Origin of the sequence: Micromonospora sp. WMMA1947 (genome assembly GCF_027497355.1) — a bacterium.
Classification (GTDB): Bacteria; Actinomycetota; Actinomycetes; order Mycobacteriales; family Micromonosporaceae; genus Micromonospora.
On record NZ_CP114909.1, the window covers coordinates 4,596,041 to 4,613,416 of the forward strand.

At 75.3% G+C, this 17,376-nt stretch carries 15 protein-coding genes; 13 read left to right on the forward strand and 2 right to left on the reverse strand.

Annotated elements, in window-relative coordinates; genetic code table 11:
- The first annotated feature begins 40 nt into the window (after window positions 1–40).
- Complete coding sequence (locus O7604_RS21655) at window positions 41–922, forward strand: YwqG family protein (protein WP_281577565.1); 882 nt, start codon at window positions 41–43, stop codon at window positions 920–922.
- Window positions 923–935: 13 nt separating this feature from the next.
- Here O7604_RS21655 and O7604_RS21660 read toward each other — a convergent pair whose 3' ends face one another.
- Window positions 936–2,279 carry an aminotransferase class V-fold PLP-dependent enzyme gene (locus O7604_RS21660; RefSeq protein WP_281577566.1) on the reverse strand — a complete coding sequence of 448 codons (1,344 nt, stop codon included), beginning with the start codon at window positions 2,277–2,279 and terminating at the stop codon, window positions 936–938.
- Window positions 2,280–2,418: 139 nt separating this feature from the next.
- On the opposite strand from O7604_RS21660, the gene O7604_RS21665 reads away from it, so the two are divergent.
- Together O7604_RS21665 and O7604_RS21670 are read left to right on the forward strand one after the other, a co-directional pair.
- Window positions 2,419–3,309 (forward strand): dienelactone hydrolase family protein, encoded by an 891-nt coding sequence (locus O7604_RS21665; RefSeq protein WP_281577567.1) that lies wholly within the window; start codon window positions 2,419–2,421, stop codon window positions 3,307–3,309.
- Between the two features lie 93 nt (window positions 3,310–3,402).
- Complete coding sequence (locus O7604_RS21670; RefSeq protein ID WP_281577568.1) at window positions 3,403–6,120, forward strand: LuxR family transcriptional regulator; 2,718 nt, start codon at window positions 3,403–3,405, stop codon at window positions 6,118–6,120.
- Window positions 6,121–6,153: 33 nt separating this feature from the next.
- Here the strand turns inward: O7604_RS21670 and O7604_RS21675 are convergent, their stop codons facing one another.
- Window positions 6,154–6,630, reverse strand: a complete 477-nt coding sequence (locus tag O7604_RS21675; protein WP_281577569.1) for a class I SAM-dependent methyltransferase — start codon at window positions 6,628–6,630, stop codon at window positions 6,154–6,156.
- A 466-nt stretch (window positions 6,631–7,096) separates the two neighbouring features.
- On the opposite strand from O7604_RS21675, the gene O7604_RS21680 reads away from it, so the two are divergent.
- The 10 genes from O7604_RS21680 (at window position 7,097) to O7604_RS21725 (ending at window position 17,337) form a co-directional block, all read left to right on the forward strand.
- On the forward strand, window positions 7,097–9,376 hold the full coding sequence (locus tag O7604_RS21680; protein WP_281577570.1) for an FAD-dependent oxidoreductase: 2,280 nt from the start codon (window positions 7,097–7,099) through the stop codon (window positions 9,374–9,376).
- Window positions 9,373–9,693 carry an antibiotic biosynthesis monooxygenase family protein gene (locus O7604_RS21685; RefSeq protein WP_281577571.1) on the forward strand — a complete coding sequence of 107 codons (321 nt, stop codon included), beginning with the start codon at window positions 9,373–9,375 and terminating at the stop codon, window positions 9,691–9,693. The genes O7604_RS21680 and O7604_RS21685 overlap by 4 nt, the downstream gene beginning before the upstream one ends.
- The gene (locus O7604_RS21690; protein ID WP_281577572.1) at window positions 9,690–10,916 is read left to right on the forward strand and encodes a cytochrome P450; all 1,227 of its coding nucleotides are present in this window, start codon (window positions 9,690–9,692) and stop codon (window positions 10,914–10,916) included. Before O7604_RS21685 ends, O7604_RS21690 begins: the two co-directional genes overlap by 4 nt.
- Before the next feature lie 52 nt (window positions 10,917–10,968).
- Entirely contained in the window at window positions 10,969–11,634 is a 666-nt protein-coding gene (locus O7604_RS21695) for a TcmI family type II polyketide cyclase (RefSeq protein WP_281577573.1), read from the forward strand.
- A gap of 84 nt (window positions 11,635–11,718) precedes the next feature.
- Window positions 11,719–12,102 carry a DUF1622 domain-containing protein gene (locus tag O7604_RS21700; protein WP_128138377.1) on the forward strand — a complete coding sequence of 128 codons (384 nt, stop codon included), beginning with the start codon at window positions 11,719–11,721 and terminating at the stop codon, window positions 12,100–12,102.
- A gap of 68 nt (window positions 12,103–12,170) precedes the next feature.
- Window positions 12,171–14,216, forward strand: a complete 2,046-nt coding sequence (locus O7604_RS21705; protein WP_281577574.1) for a heavy metal translocating P-type ATPase — start codon at window positions 12,171–12,173, stop codon at window positions 14,214–14,216.
- Window positions 14,217–14,310: 94 nt separating this feature from the next.
- Window positions 14,311–14,712: a MerR family DNA-binding transcriptional regulator gene (locus tag O7604_RS21710; protein WP_269705591.1), complete on the forward strand. Its 402-nt coding sequence runs from the start codon at window positions 14,311–14,313 to the stop codon at window positions 14,710–14,712.
- The gene (gene modA / locus O7604_RS21715) at window positions 14,709–15,491 is read left to right on the forward strand and encodes a molybdate ABC transporter substrate-binding protein (RefSeq protein WP_281577575.1); all 783 of its coding nucleotides are present in this window, start codon (window positions 14,709–14,711) and stop codon (window positions 15,489–15,491) included. Before O7604_RS21710 ends, modA begins: the two co-directional genes overlap by 4 nt.
- Window positions 15,488–16,285: an ABC transporter permease gene (locus tag O7604_RS21720; RefSeq protein WP_281577576.1), complete on the forward strand. Its 798-nt coding sequence runs from the start codon at window positions 15,488–15,490 to the stop codon at window positions 16,283–16,285. The genes modA and O7604_RS21720 overlap by 4 nt, the downstream gene beginning before the upstream one ends.
- Window positions 16,267–17,337, forward strand: a complete 1,071-nt coding sequence (locus O7604_RS21725) for an ABC transporter ATP-binding protein (RefSeq protein WP_281577577.1) — start codon at window positions 16,267–16,269, stop codon at window positions 17,335–17,337. The genes O7604_RS21720 and O7604_RS21725 overlap by 19 nt, the downstream gene beginning before the upstream one ends.
- Window positions 17,338–17,376: the final 39 nt, after the last annotated feature.

Genomic DNA, 17,376 nt, shown 5'->3' on the forward strand with positions numbered 1-17,376 from the left:
CCACGCTCCATGTCGGACGGTGCGGCTACCCTCCACGACCATGAACGAGAGAGATCAATTCCGGCGGGCGGCGATCGAGCAGGGTGTGCCCGAGGACGAGGTGGCCCGCTTCGCGGAGCTGATCCGGTTCCGGATCCACGCCTGGCAGCGCGAGGAGGGCGTGCACGCCGGGCGGCGGGGCGGGCGGCCGCGGCTGCCGGTGGGCATGCCGTGGCCCACGTGCCCGAAGGGCTTCCCGTTGCCGTTCCTCCTCCGGCTCGACTGCGCGGCGCTGCCCCGGGTTCCCGACCTCGCCCTGCCGGCCGACGGCACGCTGCTGTTCTTCCTCGACCAGGAGGGCGCACAGGACGCCTGCGGCATCGAGAACGAGAAGGCGTACTCGCGGGTCGTGTACGTTCCGGCCGGCACCGAGACGGCCGACGGCGAGTACGTCCTACCCGCCGGGACCGCCCGGGAGTCCTTCCTCGCTCCCGAACACGAGATGTACGCCGCCGTCCAGGCGGAGCTGCCGGACTGGCTCGACCGCGCGGAGGAGTGGCTGTGCGACACCCAGATCCAGCTCCTGCGCGACATGCCGCACCGCAAGGAGATGAGCGCGCTGGTCGAACAGCTCTGGCCCGAGCGGGACTGGTGGATTGAGCGCGACGTCTTCGTCGGCGGCTACACCATCTCCGCGCAGGACCCGCCCGAGGTGATCATGATGGACCCGGAGCGGGTTCAGCAGGGATGGTCCCTGCCCCGCGCGGAGCGAATGGTGGCCCGGTACGAGGAAGAACAGCGGGTGATGCGCGAATGGGTGCCGCTGGCCCAGTTCGGCGTACCGGACGAGGAGTACGTCAACGCGCGGTTCCTGATCCGCCACGACGACCTCGCCGCCCGGCGGTTCGACAGGGTGCTGTCCTTCTGCGAGTTCACCGAGTGACAGCCGGGCCGGCTCAGACCAGCGTGCGGACCGCCCGCAGCGCCGCCTCCACGTCCTGCTCGCCGTTGGCGATCGTCGCGCCGAAGCGCAGGTACGACGGCCGGTAGGGGGTGCTGCTGGCGATCACGCCGGCCGACCGCAGCCGGTCCACCGCCCTCTCCGGCGGCACGCCCGGCACCTCGCAGCAGACCACCCCGGCGGACAGGTCGGCGGCGCGCGGCGTGACCAGCCGGACGCCCCGGATCCCGGCCAGCCCCTCCTTGAGGCGGTCGGCGAGTTCCCGGGTGCGCTCGGCGACCCGGGCCGGGCCGATCCGCCGGTGGAACGCGAACGCGTCGGCGAGCGCCCACCGGTGCTCGAAGCTGTGGTAGCCACCGGGCGTGTGCGCCGGTCCGGGCGGCGCGGGCGGCCCGCCGGTGGCGCCGGTGAGCCAGCGGCCGATGACCCGTCTGTCGAAGCTGGGGATCACCGGCGTCATCCGGGCCCACGCCCGCTCGGCGGCCCAGACCAGACCGGTGCCACGCGGCCCGAGCAGCCACTTGTGGCAGCCGGAGACCAGCACGTCGCAGCCGAGTTGCTCCGGTGTGGACGCGTCGGCGCCGAAGCCGTGCACCGCGTCGAGACAGAGCAACGCCTCCGGGCTGCGCTCGCGGACCACCTCGGCCAGCCGGCGTACCGGCAGCTTCACCCCGGTGCTGGAGTGCACCCAGGTCAGCGCCACCACACGGGTGCGGGGCGTGAGCGCCGCGGTCAGGCCCGCGACCATCTCGTCCACGCCGGCCGTGGCGGCGTCCCGGTAGAGGCGGGCCCGGCGCACTGTCACCCCGTCGCGTTCGGCACGCAACCGCAGCGACTCGTGCGTGGCGTAGAAGTCGTGCTCGGTGGTCAGCACCTCGTCGCCGGGCCGCAGCCGGACCGCGCCGTAGACCAGGCCGAGGCCCATGGTGGTGGAGTCGGTGAGCGCGACCTGGTCCGGTCGGGTGCCGAGGTGCCCGGCCGCCGCGTCGAGCACCGCGCGGTCCAGCCGTTCCTCGTGGAGCCCCAGATAACCGGCCGCGTCCCGGTCGAGGCCGGCGCGGTGGATCGCCACGGCGGCCCGTACCGGGGCCGGGTGCGGGGCGAAGACGAACGTGGCCAGGTGCGCCCGGGAACGGTCGAGCGCGAACTGGGCGCGGACACTGTCCCAGCTGGCCGGATCCAGGGCGGGCGCGTCGTCGTCCGGGGCCGCGGTCCCGCCCGCCGGGCGGTCCGGCTCGCAACCGGTGGCCAAACCGGTCACGCCGGCCGCCGCGGTCGCGCCGAGCAGGTGCCGCCGGGTCAGCTGCCGCCGGGTGAGGTGCCGCCGGGTCGGGTGCATGAGGCAATCGTCCGTCGTGCATGTCACGGCCGGGTCACCGTCGGTGCCGGGGGACCGGTGATTTCACCGATGCGCGCCGGTGGCCCGGGCACGGATGCTGACGCATGTCGATGTAATTCCGGCGCAAGGAGTGACCGACGTGCCCACCACCATCCGTTCCCGTACCCCCGTCCGTGCCCTCGCCCGCTTCGCCGTGGCGGCTCTGCTCGCCACCGGCGGCGCCCTCGCCGTCCCGGCCGCGGCGAGCGCCGAAAGCCCCTACGAGCGCGGTCCGGCTCCCACGAGCGCCATCCTGGAGGCCAGCCGCGGCCCGTTCGCCACCTCGTCGATCAACGTCTCCTCGTTGAGCGTGACCGGCTTCGGCGGCGGCGTCATCTACTACCCGACCAGCACCGCCGAGGGCACCTTCGGCGCGGTCGCCATCTCGCCGGGCTACACCGCCTCGTGGTCCAGCCTCAGCTGGCTCGGGCCGCGGATCGCCTCGCACGGCTTCGTGGTGATCGGCATCGAGACCAACACCCGGCTGGACCAGCCGGACAGCCGGGGGCGCCAGCTCCTGGCCGCGCTGGACTACCTGACCCAGCGCAGTTCGGTGCGGGGCCGGATCGACTCCTCCCGGCTCGCCGTGGCCGGACACTCGATGGGTGGCGGCGGCAGCCTGGAGGCCGCGGCGGCCCGGCCGTCGTTGCAGGCCGCCGTCCCGCTCGCGCCGTGGAACCTGGACAAGACCTGGTCCGAGGTGCAGGTCCCGACGCTCATCATCGGCGGCGAGACCGACAGCGTGGCGCCGGTGGCGTCCCACTCGATCCCGTTCTACAACAGCATCCCGGCGTCCTCGGAGAAGGCATACCTGGAGCTGAACGGCGCGAGCCACTTCTTCCCGCAGACGACGAACACGCCGACGGCGAAGCAGATGGTGGCCTGGCTGAAGCGGTTCGTCGACGACGACACGCGCTACGAGCAGTTCCTCTGCCCGGGCCCGAGCGGGTCGGCGATCCAGGAGTACCGCAACACCTGCCCCAGCTCCTGATCCCCGCCGCTCCCGGGGTGGCCGCCACGGCGGTCACCCCGGGAGCGTGTCCGCCTCTTTTCCGACGGGTTGCCCATCTGTGACACTGCATGCATGGTTTCTGCATCGACAGTGCATATAGCCCTGTGGGGCCGGGACGACGAGTGCGACGCGATCCGCCGGCTCCTCGACCGCGACGACGGCGGCGCGCTGCTGTTCCACGGGCCGCCCGGCTCCGGGCGCACCGCCCTGCTGGCGTACGCCCGCCAGTCGGCGGGCCGGCGCGCGGTGCTCAGCGGCGCCGGCGTGGCCGACGAGGCGACACTGCCCTACGCCGGGCTGCACCGCCTGCTCGACCCGGTGCTCGACGCGGACACCGCGCTCCCGGTACGGCAGCGCCGGCTGCTGCGCCGCGCGCTCGGCGGCGACGGGTGCCCGGCCGAGCAGCGGCTGGCCCTGGCCGCGGCGGTGCGGTCCCTGCTCGCCGCCGCCGCGGCGGACCGGCCGCTGCTGTGCACCGTGGACGACCTCGACGCCGGCGATCCGCAGAGCGCCTGGACCCTGGCGGTGGTGGCGCGCCGGCTGCGCCGGCTGCCGGTGGCGATGCTGCTGACCGCGACCGCGCCGGCCACCGTCGACGGCGTACCGGCCCACCGGCTGCGTCCGCTGCACGCCCACGAGTGCCACGCCATGCTGGCCGGGCTGCGGGAGCGGCCGTCCGCGCCGGTGGCCGCCGCGCTGGCCGCGCTCAGCCGGGGCAGCCCGGCCGCGCTCGCCGACCTGGCCGGCACGCTCACCCCCGCCCAGTGGCGAGGCGAGGCGCCGCTGCCCGACACGCCGCCGGTGGACGGCGCGCTCGCCGCCGCGTACCGGGCCCGCCTGGACCGGCTGCCGGTCCCGACCCGGCGCATGGTCCTGCTCGCCGCGCTCGACCCCGGCGACGACCCGGGCATCCTGGTCCGCGCCGCCTGGGCGGCCGGCCTGACCGTCGAGACGCTCGCGCCCGCCGAGGCCGCCGGCCTGCTGCGCACCGGGCCCGGCGGCGTGACGTTCCCGCACCCGCTCGCCCGCACGATGATCACCGCCGTCGCGCCGCTCGCCGACCTGCGCGCGGCTCACCTGCTGCTGGCCGGCACGCTCGCCGAGGGCACGCTGGGCCGGGCGCTGCGCCACGCCATCGCCGCCGACTGTCCGGCCGACACGCTCGCCGCCGAGTTGAGCGCGGCGGTCGACGAGGTGCCGGACCGCGCCGCCGCCGCGGTCGTGTTGCGCCGCGCCGCCGAACTGAGCCCCGACCCCGGCCGCGCCGCCGAGCTGACCGTCGCGGCGGCGCGGTGCGCCTGGACCGCCGGCGACCCGGACCAGGCCCGCGGGCTGCTGCGAAGCCTGACCGGCGCGTCGCCCGCCGAGCGTCGCGCCGACCTGCTCCGCGGCGAGATGCAGCTGCGCTGCGACGCGCCCGCCGCCGCGGTCGCCACGCTGCTGACCGCCGCCGACGCGGTCGCGCCGGCCGACCGGCGGGCCGCGTTGCTGGCGCTGGTCCGGGCCGGCGAGGCCATCTGCGTCACCGGCGACCAGTTCCGGTACGCCGAGGTGGCCCGCCGGGCCGAGGCGCTGCGGCGTCCCGGCGACCCGCCCGAGCTCGACCTGCTGGCCACGTTCGCCTCGGGCGTCGGGGCGACACTGCGCGGTGACCACGCGCGTGGCGGTCCGGCGCTGCGCCGGGTCGTCGTCCTCGGCGGCCGGCTGACCGGGCCCGCGCTCACCCCCGGCGCGCTCGTCTGCGCCGCCGCGGCCGCACTGCTGGTGGCGGTGGACGGTCCCGCGCACCGGCTCGCCGGCCGGGCGGTCGAGGTGGCCCGCTCGCGCGGCGAGCTGTCCCTGCTGCCCCGGGCGCTGGAGCTGCGGGCCGTCGCCGAGTACTGGCTGGGCCGGCACGAGGCCGCGGCGGAGACCGCCCGCGAGGGCGTGCGTGCCGCCCGCGCCGCCGGCCAGCACGTCTGCGCCCAGGTGCACCTCGGCATCCTCGCCGTGCTGGCCGCGGTCCGCGCCGACCGGGACGCCGCGCTGGCCCGGATCGCCGAGATCGGTGACGGGGCCGCGCCGGGGAGCCGGCCGGACGCGTACGCCCGCTGGGCGCTGGGCGTGCTGGACCTCATCGACGGCCGGTACGCCGACGCGGTGTCCCGGCTGTCCGCGCTGGCCCGTACCGGCACCGGCCGGGGGCAGGTGCTGGTCCAGGTGATGGCCACGCCGTACCTGGTGGAGGCCGCCGCCCAGGACGGCGGGCGGCCGGCCGCCGCGCTGGCCGTGTTCGACCACTGGGCCAGCAGCACGGCGAGCCCGTCGCGGCGGGCGCTCGCCGCGCGCTGCCGGGCGCTGCTCGCGCCCCGCGGCGGCCCGGAGGCCGAACGGGAGTTCCACGCGGCGCTGCGGTTGCACCCGGCCGACACCGACCGGTTCGAGCGCGCCCGCACCGAGCTGCTGTTCGGCCGCGAGCTGCGCCGCCGGCGCCGGCCCCGGGACGCCCGCGCGCACCTGCACCGGGCCCGGGAGGCGTTCACGCTGCTCGGCGCGACCGTCTGGGCCGACCGGGCGGGGGAGGAGCTGCGCGCGGCGGGGGAGTCGGTCGGGCCGGTGCGGCACGGTCCGGAGGAGTTGCTGACCGGGCAGCAGCTGCACATCGCCCGGCTGGTCGCGGAGGGGGCGACCAACCGGGAGATCGCCACCCGGATGTGCCTGTCCACCCGGACCGTCGACCACCACCTGCGCAACGTCTTCCACCGGCTCGGTGTGCGCTCCCGCACCGAACTGGCCCGCCTGTTCGCCTGAGCGGCGGACCGGGCCGGTTCCGGCCGGCCGGGGTCAGCGGAGCGCGGCCACCGCGGCGTCCGCGCCGCCGCGCCAGAGCACGCCGGCCTCGGTGAAGCCGGCCGCGCGCAGCGCGTCCAGGTGCCATGCCGCGGGCGGGGTCCACTCCGGGCTGTGCCCGGTCGGGTAGATCTGCCGCCGCTTCTCCACGAGCGGGCCGAGCACCGGGTCGTCGGCCGCCTGCGCCCACCAGTCCGGCCAGGACAGCGCCGCGCCGGCACGGTGCCGGGCGTCCCGGCGCGCCCGCGCGCGCTCGCCGAGCCGGGCGGTGAGCGTCGGCATCGCGTCGTCGGGCATGTGGTCGGCGTTGACGAACACGCCGCCGGGGCGCAACACGTCGCGGATCTCGCGGTAGAGCTCGGCCAGGCGCGGACCGTCCACCCAGTGCAGCGCGGTGGCGGTGAGCACCGCGTCGTAGTCGCGGTGCGGCAGCGTGGCGGCCCAGTCGGACCGGTTGAGGTCGGCGGTCACCAGGGCGGCCCGCCCGGCCAGCGCCGCCTCGGCGAGGGTGAAGCAGCACCGGGTCGAGGTCGAGCACCGTCACCTCGGCGTCGGGCCGGCGGGCCAGCGTCCGCAGGCTGATCGAGCCGGTGCCGCCGGCCAGGTCGAGCACCCGTGGCGGCCGGTCGCCGGTGACCGCCTCGACGGCGTCGAGCATCGCCGCGAAGCGGTGCTCCCGGTCCGGCATGAACGTCTCCTGCTGCCGGTCCCAGCTCTCCTGCCAGGCGCGCACATCCGAGTCGTAAGGAGTCATGCCGCTCACGATAGTTACCGGCAGGCGACCCTGTCGAGGCTTGTTGCCAAAGTTTTGCAATAAGCGACGGGCGTCCCGGCGGCGTCACCGGGACCGGACGTGCGGCGGGTCGACGGTGACGAGCGGGTGACGCGCGCTGCGGCAGGGTCGCGGCACGACGACGGCACCGTACGAGGGGGCTGCATGATCAGGACGATGCTCCGGCTGCGCGCGCGCCCCGGCTGCGAGCCCGCGGTCGGACCGGCGTTCGAGACGGTCGCCGGTCAGCTCGGCGCGCTGGCCGGGAACCTGCGGCACGAGCTGCTGCGGGACGCCCTCGACCCGCGCGGCTTCGTCGTCGTCACCGAGTGGGCCGACGAGGCGGCGCTGCGCGCGTACCGGCGGGGGCCGGTCGCGGCCCGCCTCGCCGGCCTGCTCCGGCCGCTGACCGAGCCGGCGGACGGCCCCGGCTACCCGCTGCTGCGGGAGACCGGGGACGGAACGGGTCCGGTCTACGTGGACGTCGAGCTGACCGTGCCGCGCGACCGCCTCGCCGAGTTCCACAGCGGCTACCCCGAGGTGGTCCGGCGGATGGCCGCGATACCCGGCTACCGCCGCGAGCAGCTGCTGCGCGAACCCGGCTCGGACATCCACCACATCTTCGCCGAGTGGGACGGCGCCGCGCCGTTCCTCGCCTGGATCGGCGACCCGGCCCACGCCTCGGCGCAGGCCGGACCGATCGCACCGTTCCTTCTCGACATCCGGCGCCGGCTGTTCCACGTCGTGCCCGACGCGGACGACCGCCGACACCCCACCACGGGCTGGGAGGCCGACGTGCACAGGACAACAGACGTACTCGTCGTCGGGGCGGGGCCCACCGGGCTGACCGCCGCCGTCGAACTGGCCCGGCGGGGCATCGACTGCCTGGTGATCGACAAACAGGTCACCCCGCCCGGCCACGCCGACAAGGCGATCGGCGTGCACTGCCGCACCATGGAGATCTGGGAGGAGCAGGGCGTCGTCCGGGACGCCATGGACGCCGGCATCTGGCTCACCGGCAACATGGTCTTCGTCAACGGCGAGCAGACCCACCGGATGAGCTGGGAACTGCCCGGCCTGCCGTACGCCCACCTCGGCCTGCCGCAGTACGAGACCGAGCGGATCCTCACCGACCGGCTGGCCACGCTCGGGGTGCGCCCGCAGCGCGGCGCCGAACTCGTCGACTTCACCCAGGACGCCGACGGCGTGACCGCCACCGTCCGCACCGCCGACGGCGGCACCGAGACGGTACGCGCGGCGTACCTGGTCGGCGCCGACGGCGCGCACAGCCGGGTACGGGAGCGGCTGGGTCTCACCTTCACCGGCGGGCTGGGCCGGTTCCCGCAGCTGTTCATGCTGGTGGACGTCGACGTCGACTGGGACATGCCGGACGGGCACCTGCTGCGGTTCCTGCACATGACCGACGGGCAGATGGACGGGATGCTGGTCTGCGTACCGCTGCGCGGTGAGCACCGTTACCGCATCGCCACCCTCGCGCCGCCCCGCTTCTTCGCCCAGACCGGCGGGCGCGACGCCCCGCCCGGCTTCAGCGAGGAACTCGACGAACCGACCATCTCCGACGTGCAGGCCGCGCTGGACCGCCTCGCGCCGCCCGGCACCCGGGCGACCAACCTGCGCTGGTCCTCGGTGTTCCGGATCAGCCACGGCATCGTCGACCGTTACCGCGACGGGCGCGTGTTCGTCGCCGGGGACGCCGCCCACCTGCACCCGCCCGCCGGCGGGCAGGGCATGAACACCGGCATCCAGGACACCTGGAACCTGGCGTGGAAGCTGGCGCTGGCGGTACGCGGACTCGCCGCGCCCGGCCTGCTGGACAGCTACGAGACCGAGCGGCGCCCGGAGGGCGAGGAGATCGTCGGCCGCGCGGTCCGGATGGCCGGCACCGAGGAGGTGGACCGCGCCGACCTGGAACGGCAGTTCCTCCAGGAGATGTCCATGCTGCTCAGCTACGCCGGCAGCCCGCTGGTCGGGGAGACCGTCGCCGACCCGGCCGCGCTCGGTGACGCGCCCCGCCCCGGCGACATCGCGCCCGACGTGGACGGGCTGCGCCGGCGCGGCGTCGGCCACCCGCTGCGGCTGCGCGACCTCACCCGGGGCACCCGGCACACGCTGCTGCTCTACGCCGACGCGACCGCCGGCGCGGGAGAGTTGGCCGCGCTGACCGGCCTGTGCGCCGACGCGCGCCGGCTCACCGGCGGCGAACTCGAGGCGTACCTGCTGCTCGACCCGGACGCCGACGAGCCGCGACTGCTCGACCCGCCGGTGGTGCGCGACGCCGAGCGCCGCTTCCGCGCCGGGTACGGGCTGACCGGCACCGGCCTGTACCTGATCCGCCCGGACGGGCACGTCGGCTTCCGGGGCGCGCCGGTCGACCCGGACGCGCTGCGCAAGCACCTGCACCTGGTGTTCGGGAGCACGCGGTGAGCCGGGTCCGGACCGTGCTGTCGATGCGGACCCGGGCGGGCTGCGAGGAACGCTTCGAGGCCGAGTGGCTCACCGCCGCCGAACAGATCCGCACGCTGGACGGCTGCCTGCACCAGGACCTGGTCCGCGACGCCGACGACCCGCGCAGCTATCTCATCATCAGCGACTGGGCCGACCGCGAGCGGCTGGACGCGTTCGGCCGCAGCGCGCACCGGGACCGGCTGCTGAGCATCATCCGCGAGCTGCGCGAATCCGCCGACCGGCACACCTACCAGGTGCTGCACAGCGTGGCCGGCGAACCGGGGGAGAGGCGATGACCGACGACGTGATGCCCGCGAGCGAGCTGTACACCGACGCGTTCGCGGCCGACCCGTACCCCGCGCTGGCCCGGCTGCGCGCGGACCGGCCGGTCTGCCCGGTCGGCTCGCCGCGCTTCGACTCCTGGCTGATCACCCGCTTCGACGACGCCCGCACCGCGCTGACCGACCCGCGCCTGTCCAAGGACCTGTACGGCCCGGAGCAGCACTACCTGAAGATCTTCGGCCCGAACTCCGAGGGCCTGAACCGCAACATGCTCAACTCCGACCCGCCGGAGCACACCCGCCTGCGCCGGGTGGTGTCGCAGGCGTTCGCGCCCCGGCGGATCGAGGCGCTGCGCCCCCGGGTGGCGTCGATCGTCGACCAGCTCATCGACAAGATGGCGCCGCACGGCGAGGCGGACCTGATGCACGAGTTCGCCATCCCGCTGCCGATGACAGTCATCTGCGAGCTGCTCGGCGTGCCGCCGGCCGACCACGACCGGGTGCTCGACTGGACCCAGGTCATCCGCACCTCCGGGTCCACCAGCCGGCCCCCGGCGCAGGAACGGGCCGCGGTGCAGGAGGCCCAGCTCCGGCTGCACCACTACCTGGCCGGGCTGGTCCGCGCCAAGCGCGACGATCCGGCCGACGACATCATCGGTGCGCTGATCAAGGCGGTCGACGCGGACGGGACGCTGTCCGAGGCGGAACTGGTCACCACCACGTTCCTGCTCCTGTTCGCCGGGCACCAGACCACCGCCGACTTCCTCGGCAACGCCGTGCTGGCCCTGCTCACCCACCCCGAGCAGATGGAACTGCTGCGCACCACGCCGCGGCTGCTGCCGGCCGCGATCGAGGAGCTGCTCCGGTTCGACGGGCCGCTGCCGGTGGCCAGCCCGCGCATCGCCACCGAGGACGTCGACTACCAGGGCGTCCGCATCCCGCGCGGCGCGATCGTCGGGGTGGCGATCAACGCGGCCAACCACGACCCGGCGCACTTCGCCGACCCGGACCGGCTGGACCTGCGCCGGGTCCGGGGCCCGCACCTCGGGTTCGGGCACGGCGTCCACTACTGCCTGGGCGTCTCGCTGGCCCGGATGGAGGCCGAACTCGCGCTCGGGGCGCTGCTGCGCCGGCTGCCCGGACTGCGCCTCGGCGTGCCGCTCGCGCAGGTGCGCCGGCTCCCGGCCGCCTCGCCGTTCCGCGGCCTGCTGGAACTGCCCGTCACCTTCACCGCCTGACGGCGCCGCCGTCGCGCGCCCCCGTCCTCGTCGCAATCATCAAGGAGCAGTCATGGTCTTCCGCAACGTGATCGTCTGTCACATGGTCCCCGGCAGCGAGCAGATCGTCGGCGGCGTGTTCGGCCACTACGACCAGGCCACCCGCCCGCAGGACCTGGGCGTCATCGGCCGGTACCTGCTGTCGCACCACGACCTCTACATCCACGTGATCGAGCGGGAGCAGGACCCGCGGATCTCCGGGCAGACCCGTGGCCTGCCCGCCTTCCAGAAGATCGCCGAGGAGATCGGGCCGTACGTCACCCCGTACCCGCGCTACTGGAAGAACCCGTCGGACTCGGTGGCGAAGGAGTTCTACCACTGGGCGCCCGAGGGCGAGCCGCCCGCCGACACCACGCTCACCGTGATCGTCGGGCGGATCAAGCCGGGCGCCGAGCCGGACGTGGCACGGGTCTTCGGCGAGTCCGACGCCGGGTCGCTCCCGGCCGACCTCGGCGTCACGGGGCGCTGGCTCTACTCGATCGACGACGTCTACGTGCACCTGCTCGAACAGGAGTCGTCGGTGGCCGAGGCCACCCGCGACCGGCACGGCGACAAGCCGGCCTTCGGCAAGGTGATGCAGGACCTGGGCCCGTACATCGAGCCGTACCGGCCGGAGAGGTGGCAGGGCCCGCAGGACTCCGTCGCCACCGTCTTCTACCGCTGGCAGGCCCAGGACTGACCCGATCAGCGCTCCCGTGCACCGGGAGCGCGGAAACGCCGCCCCCGCCACCGGCCGTACGCCAGGCTGGTGCGGGGGTGCCCGGTGTCGACGAAGGAGATCGTCCAGCACGTCGGGGCGCTGCTGGACCTGGCCGGGGTGCTCGTCATCGCGGTCGGCGTCGCAGTCGCCACGGCGGTGTTCGCGGTGCGCTGCGCTCGGACCCGGCAAGTGGTCGCGCACTACCGGGCGTACCGGCAGGGGGTCGGCCGGGCCATCCTGCTCGGCCTGGAGTTCCTGGTCGGTGGCGACATCATCCGTACGGTCGCGGTGTCGCCCACGTTCACCAGCGTCGGCGTGCTGGCGCTGATCGTGCTGGTCCGCACGTTCCTCAGCTTCTCCCTCGAGGTGGAACTGGACGGCCGGTGGCCCTGGCAGGGCCGGACCCCCGCCGACCGGCCGAGCGTGGGCGCCCGCCCGCAGCGCTGAACGCCGGCCGACATGTCGGCCGGCGCGGGATGCGCCGGACAGTACCCCCAGGGGGTATGGTGGGCGGCATGGAGCACGGATCCGGTCACTACACCGCCCACCACGGCGACCACGGCGCGCACGCCGGGCACGACCCGGAGCAGTTCCGCCGCCGGTTCTGGCTGAGCCTCGCGCTGACCGTGCCGATCGTCGCCACCAGCCACATGGTGATGGACTGGTTCGGCTACACGCTCGAGTTCCCGGGCGTGCGCTGGGTCGGCCCGGTGCTCGGCACCGTCGTGTTCGCGTACGGCGGCTGGCCGTTCCTCACCGGCGGGCTGCGTGAGCTGCGCGAACGTGCCCCCGGGATGATGCTGCTGATCTCGATGGCGATCGTGGTCGCGTACCTCGCCTCGGCCGCCACCAGCGTCGGCCTGTTCGACCTGGACTTCTGGTGGGAGCTCGCCGCGCTGGTCACCATCATGCTGCTCGGCCACTGGCAGGAGATGCGGGCGGTCGGGCAGGCGCGTGGTGCGCTCGGCGCCCTCGCGGCGCTGCTGCCCGACGACGCCGAGCGCCTGGACGACGCCGGGCAGCCGCATCCGGTGCCCGTCGGCGAGCTGCGGGTGGACGACCTGGTGCTGGTGCGCCCCGGCGGGCGGGTGCCGGCCGACGGGCGGATCGTCGAGGGCGCCGCCGAGCTGGACGAGTCGATGATCACCGGCGAGTCGCGGCCGGTGGCGCGTGCCGCCGGTGACCGGGTGGTCGCCGGCACCGTCGCCACCGACTCCACCCTCCGGGTACGCGTCGAGGCCGTCGGCGCGGACACCGCGCTGGCCGGTATCGGGCGGCTCGTCGCGCAGGCGCAGGCCTCCGGCGGGCGCGCGCAGGTGCTCGCCGACCGGTTCGCCGCGCTGCTGTTCTACCTGGCGGCGTTCGCCGGCCTGGCGACGTTCGCGGTGTGGGCGCTGCTCGGCGACCCCGACCAGGCGGTGGTGCGGACCGTGACCGTGCTGGTGATCGCCTGCCCGCACGCGCTCGGCCTGGCGATCCCGCTGGTGGTGGCGCTGTCCACCGCGCTGTCGGCCCGCGCCGGCATCCTGGTCAAGGACCGGCTCGCGCTGGAGCGGATGCGCACCGTCGACACCGTCCTGTTCGACAAGACCGGCACGCTCACCACCGGCCGGCACACGGTCACCGGCGTGGCCGCGACCGGCGGGCTCGACGAGGCGGCCGCCCTGGCGCTGGCCGGCGCGGTCGAGGCGGACAGCGAGCACCCGCTGGCCCGGGCGCTCGTGACCGCCGCCGACGCCCGTGGCGCCCGCCCGGCCGCGCGCGGCTTTCGTGCGCTCACCGGCCGGGGCGTGCGCGCCACGGTGGACGGCGTCGACTGGGCGGTCGGCGGGCCGGCGCTGCTGCGCGAACTCGGCGCCCCGGTGCCGGACGACCTGGCCCGGGCCGCGCAGGAGTGGTCGGGTCGCGGTGCCGCGGTGCTGCACCTGGTCCGGCTGCCCGAGGGCGGAGCGCCGGAGGTGGTCGCCGCGTTCGGGCTGGAGGACCAGGTCCGCCCGGAGGCGCGGGCCGCCGTGGCCGAGCTGCGCGACCTCGGCGTACGCAAGATCGTGATGATCACCGGCGACGCGCGCCCGGTCGCTGAGGCGGTCGCCGCCGACCTCGGGTTCCGGCCCGGCGTCGACGAGGTCTTCGCCGAGGTGCTCCCGGCCGACAAGGACAAGGCGGTGGCCGAGCTGCGCGACCGGGGACTGACTGTGGCGATGGTGGGCGACGGCGTGAACGACGCACCGGCGCTTGCGCGCGCCGACGTCGGGCTGGCCATCGGCGCCGGCACCGACGTGGCGATCGAGTCCGCCGGGGTGGTGCTCGCCGGCTCCGACCCGCGCGGCGTCGGCGGCGTGATCCGGCTGTCCCGCGCCTCGTACCGGAAGATGCGGCAGAACCTCGCCTGGGCGGCCGGCTACAACGTGGTCGCGATCCCGCTCGCCGCCGGTGTGCTGGCCTGGGGCGGGATCGCGCTCAGCCCGGCCCTGGGCGCGGTGCTGATGTCCGCCTCCACCATCGTCGTGGCGCTCAACGCCCAACTGCTGCGCCGGGTCCGGATCGCGCCGGCCGACTGAGCCGCAGCTCCGGCTCCCGAACGGCAGTAAGGCTTGCGGCTGCGAGCGAACATGGCCCTTCCGGCCCGCACCTGCGGGCCGCTAGGGTGAGCGCGTGACGGTGTTCCGGATCGGCGAGGCGGCCGAACTGCTCGGGGTCAGCGCGGACACGGTCCGCCGCTGGATCGACGCCGGCAAGCTGCCGGCCACCCGCGACGAGCACGGCCACCGGGTGCTCGACGGCGCCGACATCGCCGCGTTCGTCCGCGCCCCCGGCCACCCCGAGCTGTCCTCGGCCCGTAACCGGCTGCGCGGCATCGTCACCGCCGTCGTCAAGGACACCGTGATGGCCCAGGTGGACATCCAGGCCGGGCCGTTCCGGGTGGTGTCGCTGATGAGCCGCGAGGCCGTCGACGACCTCGACCTCCAGGTCGGCTCCGTCGCCGTCGCGGTGATCAAGTCGACCACCGTCGTGGTCGAGCGGGCCACCACCCCCAGGGGAAGGACCAGTCCGTGACCGTACGGTGGATCCGCGCCGCGCTCGCCGCCGCGCTGGTGACGACGCTCGGCCTGACCGGCTGCGGCGGCACCGACGAGCCGGCCGGGTCCGACGGCGCCGGCCCGGTGACCGTGTTCGCCGCCGCCTCGCTCACCGAGTCGTTCACCAAACTCGGCAAGGACTACGAGGCCGCGCACCCGGGCCGCACCGTCACGTTCAACTTCGGCGGCAGCTCCGGGCTCGCCACCCAGATCACCCAGGGCGCGCCCGCCGACGTGTTCGCGGCCGCCTCCCCGGCCACCATGAAGACGGTCACCGACGCCGGTGACGCCGCCGGCGAACCGGCCGCGCTGGTGCGCAACCAGCTCGTCGTCGCCGTACCCCCCGGCAACCCGGCCCGGGTCGGCGGCCTGGCCGACCTCGCCCGACCCGGCGTCAAGGTGGCGCTCTGCGCGGAGCAGGTGCCCTGCGGCGCCGCCGCGCGCACCGCGCTCGACGCCGCCGGTGTCCGGCTCACCCCCGCCACGCTCGAACGGGACGTCAAGGGCGCGCTGGCCAAGCTGCGCCTCGGCGAGGTCGACGCCGCGCTGGTCTACCGCACCGACGTCCGCGCCGTACCCGGGCTCGACGCGGTCGAGTTTCCCGAGTCGGCGCGCGCGGTGAACGACTACCCGATCGTGGTGCTGCGCGCCGCCGGCAACCCGGCCGGCGCCCGCGCCTTCGTCGACTTCGTCCGCTCCGACGCCGGGCTCGCCGTGCTCACCGCCGCCGGGTTCCAGGCGCCGCCCGGCGCATGAGCCGCGGCGTACGCCGGCAGCGGGTGCCGATCGCCCTGCTCGTGCCCGCCGGGCTGGGCCTGACCTTCCTCGTCCTGCCGCTCGCCGGTCTGCTGCTCCGGGCGCCCTGGACCACGCTGCCCCGGCGGCTGACCGAACCGGGTGTGCTCACCGCGCTGCGGCTGTCACTCGAGACCGCCACCGTCGCCACGCTGCTCTGCGTGGCGCTCGGCGTACCCCTGGCCTGGCTGCTGGCCCGCGTCGAGTTCCCCGGCCGACGGCTGGTCCGGGCGCTGGTCACGGTGCCGCTGGTGCTGCCGCCGGTGGTCGGCGGCGTGGCGCTGCTGCTGGTCTTCGGCCGGCGCGGGCTGATCGGGTCGTGGCTGGACGAGGCGTTCGGCGTGACGCTGCCGTTCACCACCGCCGGGGTGGTGCTGGCCGAGGCGTTCGTGGCGATGCCGTTCCTGGTCATCGCCGTCGAGGGCGCGTTACGCGGCGCCGACCCCCGGTACGAGGAGGCCGCCGCCACGCTCGGCGCCGGACGCTTCACCACCTTCACCCGGGTCACGCTGCCGCTGGTCGCCCCGGGCGTGGCAGCCGGTGCGGTGCTCTGCTGGGCCCGGGCCCTCGGCGAGTTCGGCGCCACCATCACGTTCGCCGGCAACTATCCCGGCCGCACCCAGACCATGCCGCTGGCGGTCTATCTGGCGCTGGAGACCGACCTGCAGGCCGCGATCGTGCTGAGCCTGATCCTGCTCACCGTCTCCGTGGTCATCCTCGCCGCGCTGCGCGACAAATGGGTCGGCAGCACATGACAGCGCTGCTGGACGCGCACCTCGTCGCCGAGCGGGACGGCTTCACCCTCGACGTGCGGCTGCGTATCGCCGCCGGTGAGGTGGTGGCGCTGCTCGGCCCGAACGGCGCCGGCAAGACCACGGCGCTGCGGGTGCTCGCGGGGCTGCACCCGCTGGACGGCGGGCACCTCACGCTCGACGGCGCCGACCTGGACCGCCCGGACCGCCGGGTGTGGACGCCACCGGAACGGCGGCCGGTCGGCGTGGTGTTCCAGGACTACCTGCTGTTCCCGCACCTGAGCGCGCTGGACAACGTGGCGTTCGGGCCACGCCGCCGGGGCGCCGACAAGCGTGCCGCGCGCGCCCGGGCCCAGGAGTGGCTGGACCGGGTCGGCCTCGGCGACCAGGCTCGCCGGCGGCCCCGGCAGCTCTCCGGCGGGCAGGCGCAGCGGGTCGCGCTGGCCCGCGCGCTCGCCGTCGACCCGGCGCTGCTGCTGCTCGACGAGCCGCTCGCCGCGCTGGACGCGCGGACCCGCCTGGACACCCGCGCCGAACTCCAGCGCCACCTCGGCGCGCATCCCGGTGCGACGCTGCTGGTCACCCACGACCCCCTCGATGCCCTGGTGCTCGCCGACCGACTGGTCATCGTGGAGCACGGCCGGGTCGTGCAGGAGGGCGACGCCACAGCCGTCACGGCCCGGCCGCGCACCGACTACGTGGCCCGGCTGGTCGGCCTCAACCTGCACCGCGGCCACGCCGACGGCCATGCCGTCACAGTTGGTGAGCTGACGCTCACCACCGCCGACGCGGTTGAGGGTGAGGCGTTCGTCGCGTACCCGCCTTCGGCTGTCGCGCTGCACCCGTCCCGGCCGGAGGGCAGCCCGCGCAACGTGTGGGCGGCCACCGTGAGCGGAGTGCAACGCCACGGCGACAACCTGCGCGTGCAACTGGCCGGGCCGGTCGAGGTCGCCGCCGACGTCACGCCCGCCGCCGCGGCCCATCTCGGACTGATCCCCGGCCGCCCGGTGTGGGCGGCGGTCAAGGCAGCCGAGACGCGCGCGTATCCGGCGTGACAAACACCGCTGGTCAGGGCATGTGCGCAGGTGAGAGGT

Excerpts from the sequence above, each read along its gene's own strand:
- O7604_RS21655 (WP_281577565.1), top strand. The coding sequence starts at position 41 with ATGAACGAGAGAGATCAATTCCGGCGGGCGGCGATCGAGCAGGGTGTG.
- O7604_RS21660 (WP_281577566.1), bottom strand. The coding sequence starts at position 2,279 with ATGCACCCGACCCGGCGGCACCTCACCCGGCGGCAGCTGACCCGGCGG.
- O7604_RS21690 (WP_281577572.1), top strand. The coding sequence starts at position 9,690 with ATGACCGACGACGTGATGCCCGCGAGCGAGCTGTACACCGACGCGTTC.
- O7604_RS21705 (WP_281577574.1), top strand. The coding sequence starts at position 12,171 with ATGGAGCACGGATCCGGTCACTACACCGCCCACCACGGCGACCACGGC.
- O7604_RS21695 (WP_281577573.1), top strand. The coding sequence starts at position 10,969 with ATGGTCTTCCGCAACGTGATCGTCTGTCACATGGTCCCCGGCAGCGAG.
- O7604_RS21720 (WP_281577576.1), top strand. The coding sequence starts at position 15,488 with ATGAGCCGCGGCGTACGCCGGCAGCGGGTGCCGATCGCCCTGCTCGTG.
- O7604_RS21670 (WP_281577568.1), top strand. The coding sequence starts at position 3,403 with ATGGTTTCTGCATCGACAGTGCATATAGCCCTGTGGGGCCGGGACGAC.
- O7604_RS21725 (WP_281577577.1), top strand. The coding sequence starts at position 16,267 with ATGGGTCGGCAGCACATGACAGCGCTGCTGGACGCGCACCTCGTCGCC.
- O7604_RS21680 (WP_281577570.1), top strand. The coding sequence starts at position 7,097 with ATGATCAGGACGATGCTCCGGCTGCGCGCGCGCCCCGGCTGCGAGCCC.